This window comes from Streptomyces kaniharaensis (assembly GCF_009569385.1).
GTDB classification, from domain to species: domain Bacteria; phylum Actinomycetota; class Actinomycetes; order Streptomycetales; family Streptomycetaceae; genus Kitasatospora; species Kitasatospora kaniharaensis.
In genome coordinates this window covers 165,749-183,664 of record NZ_WBOF01000004.1, presented here as the reverse complement: position 1 = coordinate 183,664, position 17,916 = coordinate 165,749, and the positions used below count along the sequence as shown (strand labels likewise).

The 17,916-nt window shown below is 71.9% G+C and carries 19 protein-coding genes; 1 reads left to right on the top strand and 18 read right to left on the bottom strand.

The window, feature by feature from the left end; all coding sequences use genetic code 11:
* Positions 1 to 13: 13 nt before the first annotated feature.
* Positions 14 to 514 (top strand): hypothetical protein, encoded by a 501-nt coding sequence (locus F7Q99_RS35690; protein ID WP_153470141.1) that lies wholly within the window; start codon positions 14 to 16, stop codon positions 512 to 514.
* Between the two features lie 6 nt (positions 515 to 520).
* Here the strand turns inward: F7Q99_RS35690 and F7Q99_RS35685 are convergent, their stop codons facing one another.
* From F7Q99_RS35685 to F7Q99_RS35605, 18 genes are all read right to left on the bottom strand, one after another.
* Positions 521 to 1,366, bottom strand: coding sequence for a hypothetical protein (locus F7Q99_RS35685; RefSeq protein WP_153470138.1), 846 nt, complete (start codon positions 1,364 to 1,366; stop codon positions 521 to 523).
* 239 nt (positions 1,367 to 1,605) lie between these two features.
* Positions 1,606 to 2,751: a hypothetical protein gene (locus tag F7Q99_RS35680; protein ID WP_153470135.1), complete on the bottom strand. Its 1,146-nt coding sequence runs from the start codon at positions 2,749 to 2,751 to the stop codon at positions 1,606 to 1,608.
* Positions 2,752 to 2,792: 41 nt separating this feature from the next.
* A complete protein-coding gene (locus F7Q99_RS35675; protein ID WP_153470133.1) occupies positions 2,793 to 3,518 on the bottom strand; it encodes a hypothetical protein in 726 nt (241 codons plus the stop codon).
* A gap of 15 nt (positions 3,519 to 3,533) precedes the next feature.
* Positions 3,534 to 4,442 (bottom strand): PhzF family phenazine biosynthesis protein, encoded by a 909-nt coding sequence (locus tag F7Q99_RS35670; protein ID WP_195911396.1) that lies wholly within the window; start codon positions 4,440 to 4,442, stop codon positions 3,534 to 3,536.
* Between the two features lie 308 nt (positions 4,443 to 4,750).
* Positions 4,751 to 5,425, bottom strand: coding sequence for a 2'-5' RNA ligase family protein (locus F7Q99_RS35665; RefSeq protein ID WP_153470127.1), 675 nt, complete (start codon positions 5,423 to 5,425; stop codon positions 4,751 to 4,753).
* The gene (locus F7Q99_RS35660) at positions 5,425 to 6,384 is read right to left on the bottom strand and encodes an endonuclease/exonuclease/phosphatase family protein (protein WP_153470124.1); all 960 of its coding nucleotides are present in this window, start codon (positions 6,382 to 6,384) and stop codon (positions 5,425 to 5,427) included. The genes F7Q99_RS35665 and F7Q99_RS35660 overlap by 1 nt, the downstream gene beginning before the upstream one ends.
* A 223-nt stretch (positions 6,385 to 6,607) precedes the next feature.
* Positions 6,608 to 7,396: a PIG-L deacetylase family protein gene (locus F7Q99_RS35655; protein ID WP_326847506.1), complete on the bottom strand. Its 789-nt coding sequence runs from the start codon at positions 7,394 to 7,396 to the stop codon at positions 6,608 to 6,610.
* Positions 7,397 to 7,442: 46 nt separating this feature from the next.
* Complete coding sequence (locus tag F7Q99_RS43500) at positions 7,443 to 8,603, bottom strand: bifunctional class I SAM-dependent methyltransferase/NUDIX hydrolase (RefSeq protein WP_326847505.1); 1,161 nt, start codon at positions 8,601 to 8,603, stop codon at positions 7,443 to 7,445.
* A gap of 30 nt (positions 8,604 to 8,633) precedes the next feature.
* Positions 8,634 to 9,206, bottom strand: a complete 573-nt coding sequence (locus F7Q99_RS35645; protein WP_326847504.1) for a class I SAM-dependent methyltransferase — start codon at positions 9,204 to 9,206, stop codon at positions 8,634 to 8,636.
* Entirely contained in the window at positions 9,203 to 10,498 is a 1,296-nt protein-coding gene (locus F7Q99_RS35640; RefSeq protein WP_326847503.1) for an MFS transporter, read from the bottom strand. Before F7Q99_RS35640 ends, F7Q99_RS35645 begins: the two co-directional genes overlap by 4 nt.
* Positions 10,495 to 10,965 (bottom strand): NUDIX domain-containing protein, encoded by a 471-nt coding sequence (locus tag F7Q99_RS35635; RefSeq protein WP_326847502.1) that lies wholly within the window; start codon positions 10,963 to 10,965, stop codon positions 10,495 to 10,497. Before F7Q99_RS35635 ends, F7Q99_RS35640 begins: the two co-directional genes overlap by 4 nt.
* A complete protein-coding gene (locus tag F7Q99_RS35630) occupies positions 10,962 to 11,846 on the bottom strand; it encodes a phosphotransferase (protein WP_153470119.1) in 885 nt (294 codons plus the stop codon). The genes F7Q99_RS35635 and F7Q99_RS35630 overlap by 4 nt, the downstream gene beginning before the upstream one ends.
* Before the next feature lie 204 nt (positions 11,847 to 12,050).
* Entirely contained in the window at positions 12,051 to 13,991 is a 1,941-nt protein-coding gene (locus tag F7Q99_RS35625; protein ID WP_230211257.1) for an ATP-binding cassette domain-containing protein, read from the bottom strand.
* 513 nt (positions 13,992 to 14,504) lie between these two features.
* A complete protein-coding gene (locus F7Q99_RS35620; protein WP_195911395.1) occupies positions 14,505 to 15,359 on the bottom strand; it encodes a PP2C family serine/threonine-protein phosphatase in 855 nt (284 codons plus the stop codon).
* 34 nt (positions 15,360 to 15,393) lie between these two features.
* Positions 15,394 to 15,633, bottom strand: a complete 240-nt coding sequence (locus F7Q99_RS40645) for a hypothetical protein (RefSeq protein WP_195911394.1) — start codon at positions 15,631 to 15,633, stop codon at positions 15,394 to 15,396.
* 28 nt (positions 15,634 to 15,661) lie between these two features.
* Positions 15,662 to 16,654, bottom strand: a complete 993-nt coding sequence (locus F7Q99_RS35615) for an NUDIX domain-containing protein (RefSeq protein ID WP_153470113.1) — start codon at positions 16,652 to 16,654, stop codon at positions 15,662 to 15,664.
* A gap of 8 nt (positions 16,655 to 16,662) precedes the next feature.
* The gene (locus F7Q99_RS35610) at positions 16,663 to 17,232 is read right to left on the bottom strand and encodes an NUDIX domain-containing protein (protein ID WP_153470110.1); all 570 of its coding nucleotides are present in this window, start codon (positions 17,230 to 17,232) and stop codon (positions 16,663 to 16,665) included.
* Positions 17,229 to 17,849, bottom strand: coding sequence for an NUDIX domain-containing protein (locus F7Q99_RS35605; RefSeq protein WP_195911393.1), 621 nt, complete (start codon positions 17,847 to 17,849; stop codon positions 17,229 to 17,231). The genes F7Q99_RS35610 and F7Q99_RS35605 overlap by 4 nt, the downstream gene beginning before the upstream one ends.
* Positions 17,850 to 17,916: the final 67 nt, after the last annotated feature.

Genomic DNA, 17,916 nt, shown 5'->3' with positions numbered 1-17,916 from the left:
GAGGGGCCCGCGGATGCGGTGGACCGTGAAGCAGCGCAGGACGAGGGTGCGCGAGGAGCAGATCCGCACCGCCGTGTGGCGGGCCCAGCTAATGCTTGCAACCCGCACCCCCTCCAGCTCCACCGCCGCCGAGCCGGACAGCGTTGTCGGCGCGACCGTCGAGCACAGCGGCCACATCGAGACGGCGCTCACCAGGCTGCTGAACGTCCTCGGCCCGAACCATGCGCTGACTTCACCGGTCTTCGAGGCGAACCTCGCCTGCGCGGACGTGTCCCTGCTCCACGAGAGCTGGGCTGCCCATTGCGCCGAACGGGCGCGGCCGGACGCCGACGACACCGTCCTTGCCCTGGACCGCGAGTTCCCCGACCCGGCCCACGTGCGGGCCTGGGTACGCTACGAGGCGGCCCGTCAGCGCGCCGGCGTGCTGGCTGAGCGGCTGGCCGCTCTGGAACCGCAACTGGCGGCGGTCACCGGACGGGACCTCTCTACTCGCCTTCTGCCCGCCACGGCCTGACCGCCGTCACACTGGAGCATCAGGAACCGTCGACACCGCGTGCTGGCTTTCTTGCAGGACCAGGCGGCGCAGTTCCGCAGCAGCGAACTCGACGGCGAGCAGCTCCCAGTACCCGCCGCTGCGCCCGGAATTGGTACGCCGGAGAAGGACGTCGAGGCTTACGGGGATCTCCTCGGACACCGAGGGTTCTTCCTGATCGGGCTGTCCGGCGTCCGGCTGCCGGCCGGAGCCCGGCCGCGCTCGCTCGTGAGCGATGCGAATCCGCGCGGTCCGCAGAAGGGTCTCCATCGCCTCGTAGGTGGCGGCCACGGTCTCGCGGTCGTCCTGGGCGTGGTGCAGGAGCAGCCGCAAGTCGAAGATCACCTGGATGGTCAAGTCGTTGATCGTGACGCTGGGGTCTTGGACGTACTCGGCCGAGGAGGGCTCTCCTTCCATGTCGCCCGCGTGCTCGGCCCAGGCAGCCAGCTGATACCACCGCCAGTGCTTCTGCTCGTTGGGTTCCACGCCGTAGGGCGCGGGCAGGTCTGGGAAGCGCGGGCCGGCGTGGGGGTTGACCCAGCCGCACCGGCATCCGGCCGTCAGGGCGCCGGGGCTGGCCTGCCACACCGCGTGGGCGGCGGCGTCGCCGTCGAGGACTTCCACCGTGCCGTCGGCGGCGGTGCGGTGAATCCGCAGCTCGTGCGCTTCGCCGGAGGAGTAGGCGGTTTCCCCGGCCGACGCGTCGGACGGCCGGGGGTCGTTGCGGTTCTTGGCCTGGAGCAGGAGGCTGTGCGCCTCAGTGACCCGGACGTCGCGTTCCTTGGCGATGCGGCGCGCTTTGGCCTTGCGGTCGTTGCTCCCGCGCTTGGTCATGACCGGTTCCTAGCGGGCGGGGTGCCCACGCCGTCCCGCCCTGAAGTCCGTGTCTGGTCAGAGCGAAGCTCATGGGCCCTCGCCGGACGCCGGTCCGGGTGCCGGACCGTATCCGGCGAGCCTTCGACCTCATGCCGGGCGGTGCGGCGTGGGCGCGGCGCACGGCGGTCTCGGCGCGTGCATGTCCTGCGCCGCGCCCAACGTAGCGCACAGGCGTACGGCCAGGAGGCCGGTCGGGCCTACTCCCCGGTAGTGCAGTGCGCGATCAGGCCAGGAAGGTCGTCCTCGCTCAGGGCGAGGTGGTGGGCGGGTTCGGCGTCGTGGAGGTGCCGGGTGACGACGACCTCGTACAGGTCAGCGCGCTGGTCGTCCGCGTAGTGCTCGGTCAGCTGGTACCAGTGGTGCAGGACGCGCCAGGTGAACCGCTCCGGGTCGGGGCTGGCCTGCCAGTCCAGCTCGAGGTGGTGATGGTGGTGGGCTGCGGTGATGGCGCGGCGCAGTTCTTCCGGCACGATGTCGGGGTTGCTGGCCCGGTCGAGGAGTTCTCGGAGGTTCTCCTCGCAGGTCTTGGCCGGCGGCAGCGGATCGTTCCATCCCCGGGGAGGGCCGTCCTTGAGGGTTCCTTCGGGACGTCGCGGCCAGCGAAGATCGGTGCCCGCCTCGACCTGGTCGGCGTCGATGTCCTCGGTTCCTTCGATGTCGTCGAGGTCGACCACGTACCCGGCCGGCCCGTCGGCCGTCTCGGTCGTGTCGTCGAAGTGCCAGCCGACGTTCCGTACATACCCGCGGTGCCCAGTGAACACCCCGGAAATGACCTTGACCCGGTCGTAGGTGTGGTGGCCCTGGCTATCGGTGATGATCTGCCGCTGGACGACACCCCCGGCCCAGTGGATGCAGACCTCCAGAGCGGGGTCGGGCAGACCACTTGCGATGCCACGGCTCATGCCGCCCCACCGGAGCTCCGGTGCGTCCGGCACCCAGCCCTCCTGGAAGCCACGCGAGAGGGCGGGCTGGAGGAAGGCGGACTTCACCGGGGCATTCGGGTCCCAGGTCCGGGTCAGCCACCGCCAGCACTCGGTCACCGGGTCGCCGGGCGCAGCGGTGCGCGACAGATCGTGGCCAGCGTGGGGGAGGACGGTGGTGACCAGCTTGGTCACCCGTACGTCGTCGTGCAGCTGCCACAGCACTGCCGGCCAGCCGATCGCGTCGACCGGCTGACGCTCACGCAGGTGCAGGGCGTAGAGGACCGTGGCGACGATGCTGCGCATCGCCACGTCGTCCCAGCACTGCTCGTTCATCCCGCCGGGCCGGTCGGCCGCGGTGGCGTCGGTGGCGCGCCGTACGGCCTCGTCCCACGGATCGGGGGCCGGTGAGCGAGGGGGCATGGGCTGGCTCCTGCTGGTCGGGGTCGGGTCGGTGCGCGGACCTAGAAGACGAACTTTCCGAACTTACCGGCTCGCTCGGCGAGTTCGAGGCGGGCTGCCGCCGGGTCGGCGATGATGTCCGGGCGCCCGTACAGCCAGGTGACGAGTGCGGCTGCCGCGTGCACGGTGGCGACCGGCTGGCCGGTCAGGCGTTCGGCGATGGCATCGGTGATCTTGAGACGGCTGGTGGCGAGCGCTTCGAGCTGGTCGAGCGCGGCCTCCCAGTGCTTGGGCGGGCACAGGATCCCGAGGAGGGGCCGGGCTCCGGCCTGCCACTGGCCGGGGTCCGGGATCGCGGTGTCCAGGTGCCGCAGGCCTTCGCCGGCGAGGTGGTCAACGACGCCGGGAACCAGAGAGCTTGGAACCCAGCTGGAGAGGACTTCGGCCACCTGCTCCGCCGGGCTGCCGGCCATGGCTCGGGTCTCCACCAGAAGGCGGTCGACCTTGATCCGCGCCGTGTAGTCCTCGTCGCTCTCGCCCGACTTCTGCGGGGCGAACAGGTTCTCCGGCAGGCCGTCCGCACCTTCCAGCGCGGCCTCCATATAGGACAGGAGGATCATCCACGCGTACACCTGCTTGCTGATCTCCTGGCGCGTGTACGAGGACAGCCGTCCGCCGCCCATGTCGTCCATCGACACCGGCCGGGACGGCTCCGGGGCCAGCTCCCGCCCCCGCCCTACGGTCCCTTCCTTCACTCGCTGCGCCCGCAGCCGCTTGCCCTTGCCCACGTCGTGGTCCCCTCGTTACGCAGTTTCGGTGCGATCACCCGGCCTCGCGGCGCTGCCGCCAAGGCCGGGAAGACGTAGACGCCCGGAGCCGATGAGACGGACTCCGCCGCCGACGTCGATCGACTGGATGTCATCTTGGTCTGCCACCACCTGCGCATACAAGGTGGATGGCCGGTTCACGGCCTCGCCCTGGCTGAGCGTGAGCTGAACGCCGGAGGCGAGAAATCCGTGGCGTACGAGGTGCGCGGCGAGCGGGCCAGCCGCCGACCCGCACGCGGGGTCCTCGGGAACGCGGTCGTAGGGGGAGAACATGCGGGTGACCGCGGTGTCGGGGCCGGTGAGAGCGAAGACGTTGATGCGGGCCCGGCCCGGGCCGGCAGCTCGGCCCAGGGCAGGGAAGTCGGGGACGACGGCGCGCACTGCCTCGGGGGAGTCGGCCATCACGTACAGGTGCGGGATCCCCGCGTCGTACAGGGTGACGGGCAGCAGGCTTTGCTGGAGCCCGAGCACGGCGAGCAGTCCGGCAGCCTGTTCGTCCGGGACGGGTGAGACCTTCGGGAGGGGCTGGCGCATCCATGCGGTGTACCGATCCTCGCCCAGGCGGCGGGTGGTGACCGGCACGACGCCGACGTTCGTCTCGATGTGCAGCGTGGTCTCGTCGGCGGCCTGGTGCTGGGCCAGGACAGCGGCCGTGCCGAGCAGCGGGTGGCCGGCGAAGTCCACCTCGGTCACGGTGGAGTACAGCTTCGCCCGGATGTCGCCGCCCGCCTCGGCGGGGCGCAGGAAGACGGTCTCGGAGAGGTTCATCTCCAGAGCGATGGCCTGCATCAGGCCGGGGTCGACCGCCACGGTGCCGGTGAACACGGCGAGCTGGTTGCCCCCGAGCGCGGTGTCGGTGAACACATCGGCGAGGTCGTACTGCACGAGCGCCCCCAGTTTCGGGTCGAGGAGAGCGGGCCGTCACGATCCCGCCTCTGGAGCGGGAACGAGCTCGAGCCCGCGACGGCACGGGGCGGCGCGAATGCTGGCGGGCCCGTGCCGTCTCATCCCGGCCGGGGGGCGGGCGTTTGCGCAGCGGCGGTCGTGATCCCGAGTGGCGGACTCCCCCACGGTAGCGAGCGGTTCATAGTGGCGGCGGGAATCGTCGCGAATCGCTGACGAGCCGGCCAGGAAGGTGCGGCTGCGACGCCGCCGCGCTCACCCGGGCAGGGGAGGGCGGCGGCGCACACCTGCTAGCCGCGCCGCCCCAGGTGGAGGCGGTGCTGGCGTTCGAAGGAGTAGGTGTTGCGGTCGGGCTCTTGCCGCTCCCACACCAGCCACAGGTCCGATACGGTGACCGAGGTGCGGACGCCGGGACGGATGCTCTTGCCGATCTCCGACGCGAACTGATCGGACCTCGCCGCCAGCTCGGGCGTATCGCTGTCCTGGGCGCCGTAGCCGCACGACATGTGGCACCAGAAGTGCTCCTCGGCCGGCGGCAGGACCATCCCGACAGCGAGCAGTCCCTCACGGACGCGGCGGTTGAGGTCCGCCAGTCCGTCCTCGGGCCAGATCTCCACGATGCCCGCGGAGCCGGAGGCCCGGGCCGGACCGATCTGGATCTCGAAGGGGTCCACGTCGACGAGCCGACTCCGCACCTCCTCGGCGGCCGCCGCGAGCTGTTCGTCGTCCACGCGGACACCGGCGGTGTTGACCTGCCGGACCGACTGGATCGTCATGTGCAGGTCCTCGTCCGCGATCGGCGTGATCACGTCCGGGAACCGTGCGACGACCTCCCGCAGCCGGCGGAAGTAGTCGAGGACCTGCGGGTCTTCCTGCGGCAGCCACAGCACGTGCGGCTTGATCCAGTCCTCGTCCGGACCGTCTTCGGTGCCCCACAGCCGCTTCGGTCCCATGAAGCGCCGCATCACCGCTCCTCGCTGATTCGCGAGGGGTCGAAGTCCACGTAGACCGGGAGGTGGTCGGACGCTTCCTCGGCGGCGGCACTGCGGTGAGCCCGGTAGGCGGTCAGTGCGGGTGCGACGGGGCGGCTGGCGAGGACCAGGTCGATGCGCCTGGCCCCCCACGGGTCGGGATCACCGCGGCCGTCCTCCCAGTGCCCGACCGTCGGGTCCCACGGAGCGCCCAGGTGAGCAGCGGCATCGACCATGTATCCCCTGCGTAGCAGCAACTCAGTCTGCCGCCGGTCCGCCAGCTGCGTCGTGCCGATCGTGCCGGCCTGCACCTGGAACTCCAGGTCGTCATGGCGCATGTCGGTGTAGGGCTCGGCGTCGTAGTACCGGCGGCCGCCCTGACCGTCGTCCACCTCGGCGGCCGAGATCGAGTTGAAGTCACCGACGCAGAAGGCGGGCTGGACACCACCTGTCGTACGGATGGAGCCCTTCAGCCGGAGCGCCTCGTTGTACCGGAAGTCCGGGCGGAAGGGGTCGCCGTGGTAGCTCATCACGAGGATCGGCTCCCGGGCGCCGACGTCGAAGCGGGCCGTGGTGCAGCCGTGCCAGTAGTCCGGTGCGCCGAAGGGCCGGTAGGAGTCCTGGACGAGCTGCACGGTGTCGGGGTTCCACATGAGCGCCGTCCACCACGGCCGGTGCCAGTTCGCGGCCATGGCAGTGCCGTGCGGGTGGCCATCGCTCACTCCCACGACGGCAGTTAGGCCGCACTGTTCGGCCAGATCCTGGATGAGCGCGGCGGCCTCGTCCTCCCACGCGCCGCGGACCGTAGTCCTCTCGTCGACGACGACCTCCTGCAGAGCGAGGATGTCGGGAGCGATCTCCCCGATGGCGGTGACCCGGGCGTTCCAGGAACTCGTGCCGCGGATGACGGGCTTGAGCTTGTAGGCATTGAGGTTCGCCAGACGTATCGTCATATCTTCATTTCTCCAAGGTGCCTGTTCCTGCTGAGTGTTCGGACAGTTCCGATCAGAGCGTCAGTTGGGCGTGTTGCGAGTCCCGATCGTCCGCAGCGGTGACCGGACGGTGCTGGCCGGTGCGGCCCGGGCGGGGGCCGGGCGGACGAGGGTGGCGCGTCGAAGGCGGGTGGCGTCGTACTCATGCGGGTCCTCGGTGCGATGGGGGTTGGGTGTGGGCCGGTCAGGCGGTGAGTCGGTGAGGGTCGCCCGGCGCGGGGGCGGGGGAGAGGCGGGTGAAGAACTCGGTTCGGATGATCTCGGTGCGTTCGTCTTCGGGTAGGCGGGCGAGGAGGCCGGGCAGGGGCCGTGCGCGGGCGACTTCGCTGCGGTGGGCGAGGATCGCCGCCCACTTCTGCGCGACCCACGGGGAGACGTCGACGGTCGTGGTCACGTACGCGTCCGGTGCCGCGAGGAGCGTCTTACCCACGTTCTGAAGGTGTGGGCCGAGCCGGCCCACACCGGATTCCGGGTGCGTGGCCGCGTACAGGGCGGTCGGCTGCCAGGGTTCGCCGGCCTCGGGATACAGGTGCGGCAGGCCGGCGGCCTCTACGGCGAGGAGGGTGATCTGGTGGGCACGCCGGTGGTCTGGGTGGCCGGTGAGCTGGCCAAGGGCGTCGTGGCCGACGACGATGTCGGGCTGGAGTTCGCGGATGTGTGCGACCAGGCGGCCGACGGCCTCGTCCAGCGGCGCGTCGACGAGGCGCACGGCGCCGCCGGGTGCCGAGTCGGGGTTGCGGGCATCGGCGTAGCCGAGCAGCCGCGGGGCTCCGGCGCCCAAGATGTCGAGAGCATCCGCGAGTTCTGAGATGCGGTGGGTGTCGGCCGTCCAGGTGGCGGTGACGACCGCGGTGCGGGCGCCCGCAGCGGCGTGTTGGGCGAGGACTCCGCCGGCGAGGAGGGATTCGTCGTCCGGGTGGGCGGCAACGGCCAGAAGCGACGGAGCAGGCGCATCCGGAGGGGATGAGGTCACGGTGGTGGAGCCTTTCGATCGAACGCGGGTGAGGGTGGCCGCCGGGCTACGCGCGGCCTGGGGTCTCGTACCGCTGGAAGTGGACGGACGGGTGGTCGAGCGGCAGCTCCGGCTTCCAGGCGGCCAGGCACTGGGCGCTGGGTACGAACAGCGGGCCGGGCAATGCGTTCAGGGGCCAGAACCGCCAGGATCCGATGGCCTCCTCGCGCTGCTGCGGGACGCCGGTCCACCGGGTGATGACGACGGGCACCGTCACCCGGACGACGTCGCCCACCCGGTCCAGGAGCGTGCCCAGCACCTGCGCGTCGCCGGGATCCGCCACGAGGCCGGCCTCCTCGCGGAGTTCGCGGACAGCCGCCTGGGCGAAGGTCTCGCCCGGCTCGACCGTGCCGCCCGCGAGCTCCCACGTACGGCGCCGGTGCTGGCCGAGTAGGACTCCGTCCGGGCCGTGGACGATGATGCCCACGCCCACAGCCGCGTGCGGTGGCGGCGATGCGCTGGTGCGGGGGCGGGACGGAACGCGGCTCGGGCGGCGAGCGGCGTACAGCCGGTAGGAGACGTGGCTGTCCGGCTGGTCGGAGTCGATCGCGGTGACCGCCTCCATGGTGAGGCCGTGCTGGACCAGGAGGCCCTCCCACAGCTGCGCGGTGAGGACCCACATGTCGACGGGGTGGTCGTCGGTGGTGCCGGGCAGCCGCAGGATCTCGGACCGCGGGGCGGCCTCATTCGACGGCCCAGTGCCGTCCGAGTTGGTATGCAGCGCGGAGAAGAGCAGCCGGCCGCCCGGCTTGAGGCCGTTGGCCAGGACGGGCAGCAGCCGGTCGGGGTCCAGGTACGGCATGGAACAGACGGAGTAGATCAGGTCGTACGGGTCGGCGGCGCGCAGGTGGGCCACGGCGTCGTCGCACACCAGGTGCAGGCCCGGGGTGTCGGGGTAGCGGCTCGCGGCGCGCTGGTGCTGGGCGGGGGAGGCGTCGACGGCGGTGACGTCGGCGCCCCGGGCGGCAAGGTGCGCGCCGTGCCGGCCGAGGCCGCTACCAAGGTCAAGGACGCGGAGCCCGGCCACGTCGCCGAAGACCTCGATGCCGGGGCCGGTGCCGGGGATGCCCCAGTCCCACCGGTCCAGCTCGGGCAAATCGAGCCCTCGCGCGAGTTGGTGGTTTCCGTAGGTGTTCCAGGTCGCGACGGTGTCCTGCTCGGTGGTCACCGGGTCCTCCATCAGATCGCGGGTCGGGGGTCAGGGGCGCAGGGCATAGCAGCACAGGACGTCAAGGTCGGAGGTGTGGACGGCGGACCAGCCCGCGGTGAGGAGTTCGGCCTGGGCCGGGGTGATGCCGAGGTCCTGCAAGGGGCCGGTGGCGGGGCGGCGGCCGGTGATCTCGGTGACGACCCAGAAGATCCCGCCAGGGGCGAGGAGGTGGCGGACACGGTTGAGGAAGGCTCTCTTGTCGTCCATCCACCGGTAGACGAGACGGCAGGTGATGACCGCGTACGCGGGCTCCGGCAGTGCCGTGAGGTCGCCGGTGGCGATGTCGGCGCACCGCCATGCGGGCCCGGGGCCTGAGTTGTGGCCGGCGGCGAGTGCGATGGCGCTGGGGGAAATGTCGATGCCGGTGGTGCGGTAGCCGAGCTCGTGGTGGAGGTGACGGGCCAAGGCGCCATCGCCGCAGCCGACGTCGAGGGCCGGGCGCCCGCGGCCGGGGCCGAGATGCTCGTCCATCAGCCGCATTTCGGGGACTTCGAGCTGCCGGTACCGGCGGCCCCCGGCCCACAGCGGTTCCCAGTACGCGGCGGTCGCGGTCGTCGTCACGAGGCTCCTTCACGGGCGGGCGGAACGGCGGCGCGCGTGGGCGGGGCGGGCATGTCCCGCAACGCACGGACAGGGGAGAAGAGCAGGAGGGCCACGGGGACGACCTGGAGGACCGCCCCGACGGTGAGGGTTCCGCGGACGCCGAGGAAGTGGACCAGGGCGCCGGCGGCCGCGGCGGCCAGCGGCCGGGCTCCGGCGGTCACCGTGGTACTCGCGGCCTGCATGCGGCCCTGGAAGCGGGGCTCGCACAGGATCTGCCGGAGAGACCTCTGGCTCGTCCCGGAGGCTGTGGCCCAGAACAGCTGAACGGCCAGAGTCCCCGCGAGCGCGATCTGCCAACGGAGTCCGGGGCCGGCAAGCAGGAGGGGGATCTGGGCCAGCGGGCTGAACGCGAATCCGATGATGATCGTCGGTCCGATGCCGATCCGAGAGGCGATGCGCGGGGCGAGGAGTGCCCCGGCCAGGCTGCCCACGCCGCCGACCCCCATGATCAGGCCGAACGCCGTCGGGGACACGTGCAGGCCAGCGAGGAGGTAGTACGCCCAGTACGTGTTCATGATCGCCAGTCCGAAGCTGAGCGTGGAGAGCGCCGCGATCACCGTTCGGATCGTGTGTTGCCCGGCCACGTACCGCAGGCCTTCCCCGATGTCCCGCGCGAGGCTGCGGCGGCCGCTGGATGGAGCGGCGACCGGCTCGGGGGTGCGGATGCGCCACACGAGCAGCGCGGAGACGAGGTAGGAGAGGACGTCGGCAAGGACGGAGCGGGCGGCGCCGATGGCGCCGACCAGCGCGGCGCCCGCGTTGCTGCCCGCGCTGTCGGCCACCGACGAGGCCGCGCCGAGCCGGGAGTTCGCGCGCTGCAGCAGGTGGGGTTCTACGAGGACGGGCAGGTAGCTGATGGCGGCCGCGTCGTGCACGATCTTGGTGATGCCCAGGATGACGGCGACCGCGTACAGATGGCCGATGCCGCGCACCCCGGCGAAGGCGGCGGCCGGGACGGTCGCGAGGCCCGCGGCGGCGGTGAGGTCCGCGGCGATCATCTGGGGGCGCTTGGCGTAGCGGTCCGAGAGGGCGCCGGCCGGGAGTGCCACGACGGCGTTGGGCAGTTGGCCGAGGAAGGCGAGCGCGGCGATCTGGGTGGTGGAGGCGTGGAGTTCCAGTACGGCCAGGGTGGGGAGGGCGACGGTGCTGACCGCGGATCCGGACAGGCTTGCGCACTCGCTGGCGACCAAGCGGCGCAGATCCGGGGTGGCGACCTTCGCGGCCTTGGCCGTCTTGGTGGAGGTCGTCACCCGGCCTCACCGCCCAGCAGTTCCAGGGCGGTCACGTTGGCATAGAGCCGACCGGTGGCGAAGTGGGTGAGGACCGTGTGGGTGAAGGGGTGGCAGTCGGGCGGAGGTGCGGCTGGGTCGACCCACACCAGCTCGGTGTGCGTGCCCGGCTCGCGGTTGTACGGGCTGCCCTCCCACTCCCGGACCGTGAAGGCGGCGCCGATCACCCGCTCACCGTCCGCCGCGTGGAAGTGGAGCAGCTGGCAGAACCGCAGGCGGTCCGGGGTGATGTGGATGCCGACTTCCTCGGCGAGCTCGCGCGCCGCTCCCTCGTTGAGGAACTCGCCGTCTTCGAGGCGTCCTCCGACGACCGTGAGCATTTCGGGGGAGTGCCACGACGTCGCCTGGTGCCGGACGGTCAGGATCCGGCCGTCGGCGCGCTGGAGCAGGACCATGACGTTCCCGATACTGCGGTGTACGGCGCTCACGGCTGGTCCTCCCTCATGAGCCGGTCCAGGGTCCGCCGTCCCCGGGCAGTGACCTCGGCGTCGCCGTTGTCCGGGCCCCAGGCCAGGCAGTTGACCGCGTCGAGCGCAGTCAGACAGCGCAGCGCCTGCCGCTCGGCGTCGGACAGCTCCCGCCCGTAGGAGAGGAGGAACGCCTTCTCTCGGTCCGGATGGTCTGCCCATTGAGTGGTGGCGAGGATGACGAAGTCCTGGACGCGGGCGGCCGGCCGGGTGCGCTCGAAGTCGACGAGGGCGAGCCCGTGCTTGGACCACAGCCAGTTCCTCGGCTGGTTGTCGCCGTGCACGTAGCCGACGGGCACCGGGCCGACGTGGCGAAGGCGCGCAGCGTGGTCCCGGATCAGCTGCTGCTCTTCCTGGTTGAGCCGGTCCCCGGCGCGAGCCAGGTACTTCTCCGCTCCGTCGGCGGCGGCGTTCAAGGAGGCTTCGGCCTCCACCCGGTCGCCGCGGTCGAGTGGCCCGGCCTCGTGGAGGCGGGCGCAGAGCGCTCCGGCCTGCTGGTGCACGTTCCGCCACTCGGCGGCGTCCAGGCCGAGCTGCTTTGCCGGGGTGCCAGGGACCGCGGTGAGCAGCAAGGCCAGGTCCTGGGCGCGGCTGTCGATGAGGTGGGGTGCACGGGTGTGTCCGAGGGCGGGGACGACGTGGCGGTATGCCCGGCTCTCACGGGTGAAGAACTTCACCGAGGGCGAGACCTTCAGGTAGTGGTGCACCCCGCTTTCGCCCTTCAGGTCCCACACCCGGGAGCGGTCCCAGTCGTGCGAGGCGTCGCGGACGGACACGACAGGGCCGATCCGCTGTTCCGCCCAGCGCTGCAGTGCCGCGGGCAGCGGCTTCGTCTGGCTCATCCGGCAGACCCCGCGCCCGGCTGCGGGATGGTGGAGCGGCAGGGCACACCGCCATCAGGTTCGGTGCGGTCGGGGAACACGGTTCCTCCCGGGGGATCGTCGGTCGCGTGGGTCTTCGGGGGTGCCGGATCGGCCGGCCCGGTCGGGGGTGACGGACCCCGGCCGGGCCGGCCGGCCGGGGTCGGCTCAGAACTGCGGCGGGTCTCAGGCGGGATCGGGCGCACCGCCGGTGCGCTGCTCCAATTCCCACAGGCTCCGAAAGAGCCCGGGCTCGCGGGTGAGCTGCGCGTACGTTCCCTCCTGGACCAGGCGTCCCTGGTCCAGAACGACGATCCGGTCGGCCACCGCGACGTTGGCAAGGCGGTGCGTGATCAGCAGGATGGCCCGGTCCTTGGCCAGGTCCCGCAGGCCGGTGAACACATGGTGCTCGGCTCGGGCATCGAGGGCGGCCGTGGGCTCATCCATCACCAGCAGGCTGGCCTTCCGGTGAAATGCCCTGGTCAGGATGACGCGTTGCCACTGCCCGCCGGACAGCTGGTGGCCGCCGAACCATTCGCTGGTCAGAAGGGTGTCGAGGCCGGAACGGAGGGCGGGCAGCATGTCCGCGGCTCCGGACGCCTCGCAGGCCGCCATGAGCGCAGCGTCGCTGGTGTCACCCTGCCCGAGGGTGACGTTGTCGCGGAGGGTCAGGGGCAGATAGGTGAACCGCTGCGGTGCCACCGCCACGTGCTTCCACGCCTCCCACGGCTCCAGCCGCGTGGTGGTCTTGTGGTCCCAGGCCACTTCCCCGGAGGTCGGCAGGAGCAGCCCGCAGATCAGCCGGGACAGCGTCGTCTTCCCCGACCCGTTCTCCCCGACCAACGCCACGATCTCCCCGCGCCGTACCGTCAGCGACACCCCGGCCAGGCTGTCCTTGTCCGCACCGTCGTACCGGTAGGTGACGTCGCGGACCTCGAACCGCTCCGGCGGCGCCGACAACAACTCGGAGCCACGCGAGGCCACCATCGCCTGCCCGTGCGCGTTGTCGATGAAGTTCTGCCAGTCCTGCACGTACCAGCCGGTGCGCACCAGCCGGGCCCCGCCGTTGATGATGCCCCGCACCGAGCCGGTCGCCGTCTGCAAGGCGAAGACCGCGCCACCGCCCGCCGCCAGGTCCATCCGGCCGGAGACCAGCAGCCACAGCAGGGTCGCCCAGACCGCTGCCGAGGCGACACCACCGGCCGCCGCCCCGGCCAGGCCCATCCATGCCCCGGTGTTCGCGGCCTCGCGCTCCGAGACGTTGACGGAGGCGGCCAGCCGCCGGTAGCGGCCCAGGAGGAACGGGCCGGCCAGGCAGGCCCGCATCTCCTCGCTGGACTCCATGTAGGACATGTGCCAGCGCAGCTTGTGCAGCATCCGGCGGCGCCCCGACGTCTCCAGGCCCGCGAGGTACACCACGCGGGCCGCGCGCACGTACGCGGCGGCCTGCGGCAGGCACGCAAGGAGAAGCAGAGGCAGGAGAATCGGGTGGATCACGGTGAGGACCGTGGCGCCGGCGGCGAGGGTCGCCGTGGCGGCCAGCACGTCCTGGGCTTCCTCCACGAGGTCGGGGGTGACCTGGGCGCCGCGGTCGGCGATGTCGTACTGGTCGTTGTATCCCGGCTTGTTATTCGCCGCGGCCTCGGCGCCGAGAGCCGCCTCGACCATGCTGACTTCCGCGGCCCGGGCGAGCACCGGCCGCAGCCGACCGGTCAGCCACGTCACCGTGACCCCCAGCAGGGCCCGCAGCCCCGCGGCCGCCGCGATGACGGCCAACTGCGGAGCCGCCTCCCGCAGTCGCTCGGTGATGTCGCCGGAGGAGATCAGCGCGGTGAGGGTCCCGGTGACAGCGAACAGGCCCAGCGCGGCCAGCACGCCCGTGCCGAGCTGGCACGCGAGCAGCCCGGCCGTCGCGCCCCGGTCCACCTGCCACGCCATCCGCAGCGACCGGCGCACCAGCACGGGCAGGCGCCGCGCCATCGTGGTCGTCGTCATCTGCGCGCCGGCTTGGAGCCGGGACTCGTCCCGGTACTGGAACTCCTCCTCCTGCGCCGCGCCCCCGCCGTCCGGTGGAGTCCCCTCCGCTTCGTCCGTGCTCGGCTGTGCGGCTGTGCTGCCCGAGGTCAAGTCGATCCCCCTGTCGGTCGTCACGGCTGGTTCGCGAGGCTCAACGACACAGCCGGGATATCGAACACACGTTTTTCGGTCGGTCCTGAAGTCCCGGGATAGAGCGTTCGAGGAACCGTGGAAACTGCACCGACCCAGCTCCCGCAACGGCACCGCCACAAGAGGCGGTTGGCCGAATCGCCGAGGTTCCCAAGCGCCGCACGGCAGTGGGGCGAGAGTGCTGGACTTCCGGTACGCCACGACCCTTGTGGAGCTGACTGAGCACGTGCCTAGTGGCCGCCTTCGAGCGGCCTTCTCGGCGGGGCTCCTCCGTGGGCCGAGGACCTGTGGCGATCACTGGTTCCGATATTGAGGGAGTGCTCACCGCCCACCTTGAGCGCTACCCGCAAGAGGCTGGACAGCTGGCGGGCGGGGCGGTGGAGATGGACGCTGCGGCCCGGTGAGAAGCTCACCGGGCCGCAGCGGTGACGGATCCGGTATCCGGCCGTGGCGCGGCTGGGTGTCCACGTCCCGTCACGGAGCTACCAGCACGTGGACGAGCGTCTTGTCGTCGCCGGGCTTGGCCCGCGGCCAGCGGTGGCCGAACGGGTCGCTCGCATCGGCCTCGTCGACGAGGTCGAGGACAGCGTCGGGGCCCTCGGTCCGGCACAGGTCCGCGATCTGGGGCCACGTCAGGAGCCCGTACTTGTCGACAGCCACCGAGGTGCCGTCGGTGGCGATGAGGATGTCGGAGAGTTCTTCGAGCGGCCAGCTGGCGACGACGGCGTTCAGCCCGGCCTGGGGGTCGGCTCCCGCGATCCAGTAGCCGCCGGGGACGTTGACCGCGTCGGACAGCCCGCGCATGATCTCCTGCATCAGCTCCCGGTGGCGCTGGTCCCCGATCCGCCCGACCCCCGAGCGCAGCCGCTCCCACTGCTCCAGGCGCGCGGGACGGTTGCCGACGAGGGCTGCCAGGCGGTCGTCGGTGAGGACGCGCACCGAGCTGTCGTGGCTGATCGCCGCGACCGGGCTGTCTCCGATGGCGGCGGCTTCGAACGAGGTGCCGCGCACCCTGGCGACCGTCACGGTCGCCTGCGCCGAACTGCCCGGCACCGTCGGCAGGGCCAGGTTCAGAGCTTTGGCGGTGCGGCCGATCGCCTCCGCGAGCGCGGTGCGCAGGTCGGTGTCCGGGTCGCCGGCGAGCGCGATGACCTCCTCGCCGAGGGCATCGGCGTAGGTGCCGCCGAGTGCCTCGGCGCCGTCGGCGACCGTGGTGACGCCGTCGACGACGACGATCAGGCCTGGGGCGGTACGCACCCGGTCCTCCGACGCCACGCGGGGACTGCCGGCCCGGGTGGCTGCCGTGATCTTCAACCTGCTGCTGTGCATCGGCTCCTCCAGGAACACTCGATGGTGCGCGGGGTCAGGGGCGGTCGGGCGGGGGGAAGGGCAGACCGGCGGTGTCCAGACGGACCATGACTGTGCGGACTCGGCCGTCGGGCAGGAACTCGCGCCGGTAGAGGAACGCGGCGTCGCCGCCGTCCGGAATGGCAACGCCCTCCTCCGTGACCGGCTGGCCGCCCGACACGGCCCGCAGCTGCTGGTCGGCATCGGCCGGGCGCTGTGCTGCCGGATCGGGCAGGCGGCTGTGGCGGCCGGCCACGCTCACACTCCGCCGGGGGAGCGGGGGCTCACGCTGCCTCCGGTCTGCTTCGCTCGATCACCTCGACGGTGCCGGCCTCCAGAGCCCGAAGCGCCGCAGCCACCCGTTCCGCCAGCAGTGGAGGCAGCGCATTCTGGGCGTCCTTCGGCTCCAGCCACTGGGCCGCGCGGATCTCCCCGTCCACGAAGCGCAGCTCCCGTGTCTGAGCGGGCGTCAGCGGCTCGGCGTCGTAGATGTGGCAGGTCAGAGCCCTCCCGTACTTGGACAGGGCGGCGGAGTTGCTGTCCACGACCAGCAGCCGGCCGACCGGCACCCGCAGACCGAGCTCCTCCGCCAGCTCACGGCCGGCGGCCTGCGCCGGGGTCTCGTGCGCCTCGACCATCCCGCCTGGCAGTTCGAGGTGCGCCTTGTAACTCGGTTCCAGGACCAGGACCCGACCGGCGGTGTCCCGTACGAGGACGGTGGCCGCCATCATCGGCGCCGGCAGCAGCCGGTAGTGGTCGCGCCGCGCCACCGGCGCAGGGCGGCCGTCGCGCAGCACCGCGGTATGGGATCCGCGCTCCGCGGCCAGCGCCGCGGCCAGGCGGGCGGCCACCGGCTCGGCCAGCAGGGCGAGCGCCTCCTGGTCGCCGACGAACCGGGCCTCTCGGATCTCGCTGCTCTGCAGCACCAGGTCGGCCGCCTCGGCGGCCTTCGCGGGGTGGGCCGCATAGAGGAAGCAGACGATCGTGCGTCCCCAGCGGCGGGCGGACACCGTGTCCACCGCCAGCAGGCGGCCGACCTCGGCGTGCAGCCCCAGTTCCTCCCGCAGCTCCCGCACGAGCGCCTCGGCCGGCTCCTCGTCGTCCAGCATGCCGCCGGGCAGGTCCCAGCCCGGCTTGTACACCGGATCGACGATCAGGACCTGGCCCTGGGCGTTGCGGATCAGCGCGTCCGCGCACGCGGCGGGGGCAGCGTGCGCGGCCAGGTAACGCACTAGGTCAGGATCCTGCTCGGCGCCTGCCATGTCGGTGTCGGTCACCAGTCTCCTCAGCTCGGGCGGTCAGCGGACGGCGTGGCCCGGATGTCTGCGCGCTGCGCGGTCAGCAGGACCGCCGCGAGGGTGCCGGCCTCGACGATCCGGCCCGCGGTGCACATCGCCACCGCCTTCTCCAGGGGGAACCAGTGCAGTTCCATGTCGGCCTCGCTCGGGTCCCGGTGGTGTTCTCCGACGCTCAGGCCCCGGGCGAGGTAGAGGTGTTCGCGGGTACGCGCGCCGGCAGGCATCCGCCACATCGTCGTCAGCAGTTCGATCTCGGCGGCGTGGATTCCGGCCTCCTCGGCCAGCTCCCGGCGCGCGGCCGCCAGCGGGTCCTCGCCGGGCTCGCACCCGCCACCGGGGCACATCAGCAGCCGCTGGCCGCAGACGTAGACGGCCTCCTCCACCAGGGCGATCCGGCCCCGGTCGTCGAGGGCCACGACCCGCACGCCGTCGACGGACTCGGTGTACTCGTACGTGCCCAGGCTCTGGTCGGCGCGCCGGACCGAGTCGCGGCGCACGGTCACCCGGACGCCCGTGTACTGGACGGTCGAGGAGACCGTGCTCCAGCCGTTGATCATGCCGGTCCCTCCTGCTGCCTCTGCTGCGCCGGCAGGACGAGACCCAAGGCCGCTCGGTGGGCGAGGTGGGCGCTGAGCTGCTCCGGGTCGTCCTCGGCGCCGGCAGGGGCGCCGTCCAGCCAGCTCATCAGCTGCAGCGCGAGGAGTCGACTGTCCTCGGATACGGTCGGGTCGGTAGTGAGGCGGCTGCGGGTGAACCAGGTGAGCTGGTGGTCGGCCTGCTGCTCGGCTGCCGCGGACGCGGTTTCGGCGAGGGCCAGGTAGATGTGGTCGACGTGGGTGTGCGGGGTGCTGGTGTGTCCGTCAGGGCTTGCCCCGCCCTCGCAGATCCACCACGGAGCGGGAACGGGACGGTGAGGGAACCCGGTGGGGGTGGGCACCGTGGGTCCGGGGACCAGGCGGGCCCTGTGGCCGGTCTCCTCCAGGACCTCGCGGACCGCGGCGTCGTGCACTCCCTCCCCGACCTCGCCGTGACCGCCGGCCGGCATGTGGCTGCCCAGCCGGTCGTGCCAGATCAGACCCACGAACCATTGGCCCGCGTCGCGGCGCAGCAGGAAAGTGCTCGCGGTCACCTCCCGCACTGAGCGCGTCGGCGTCGTCGTCTGCTGGTCGGTCACTGCATCGCCTCGTTCTCTCGGACGTTGAGCGCCTGGTGGGGCGCTCCGGTTACTCGTCGTCGCGGGG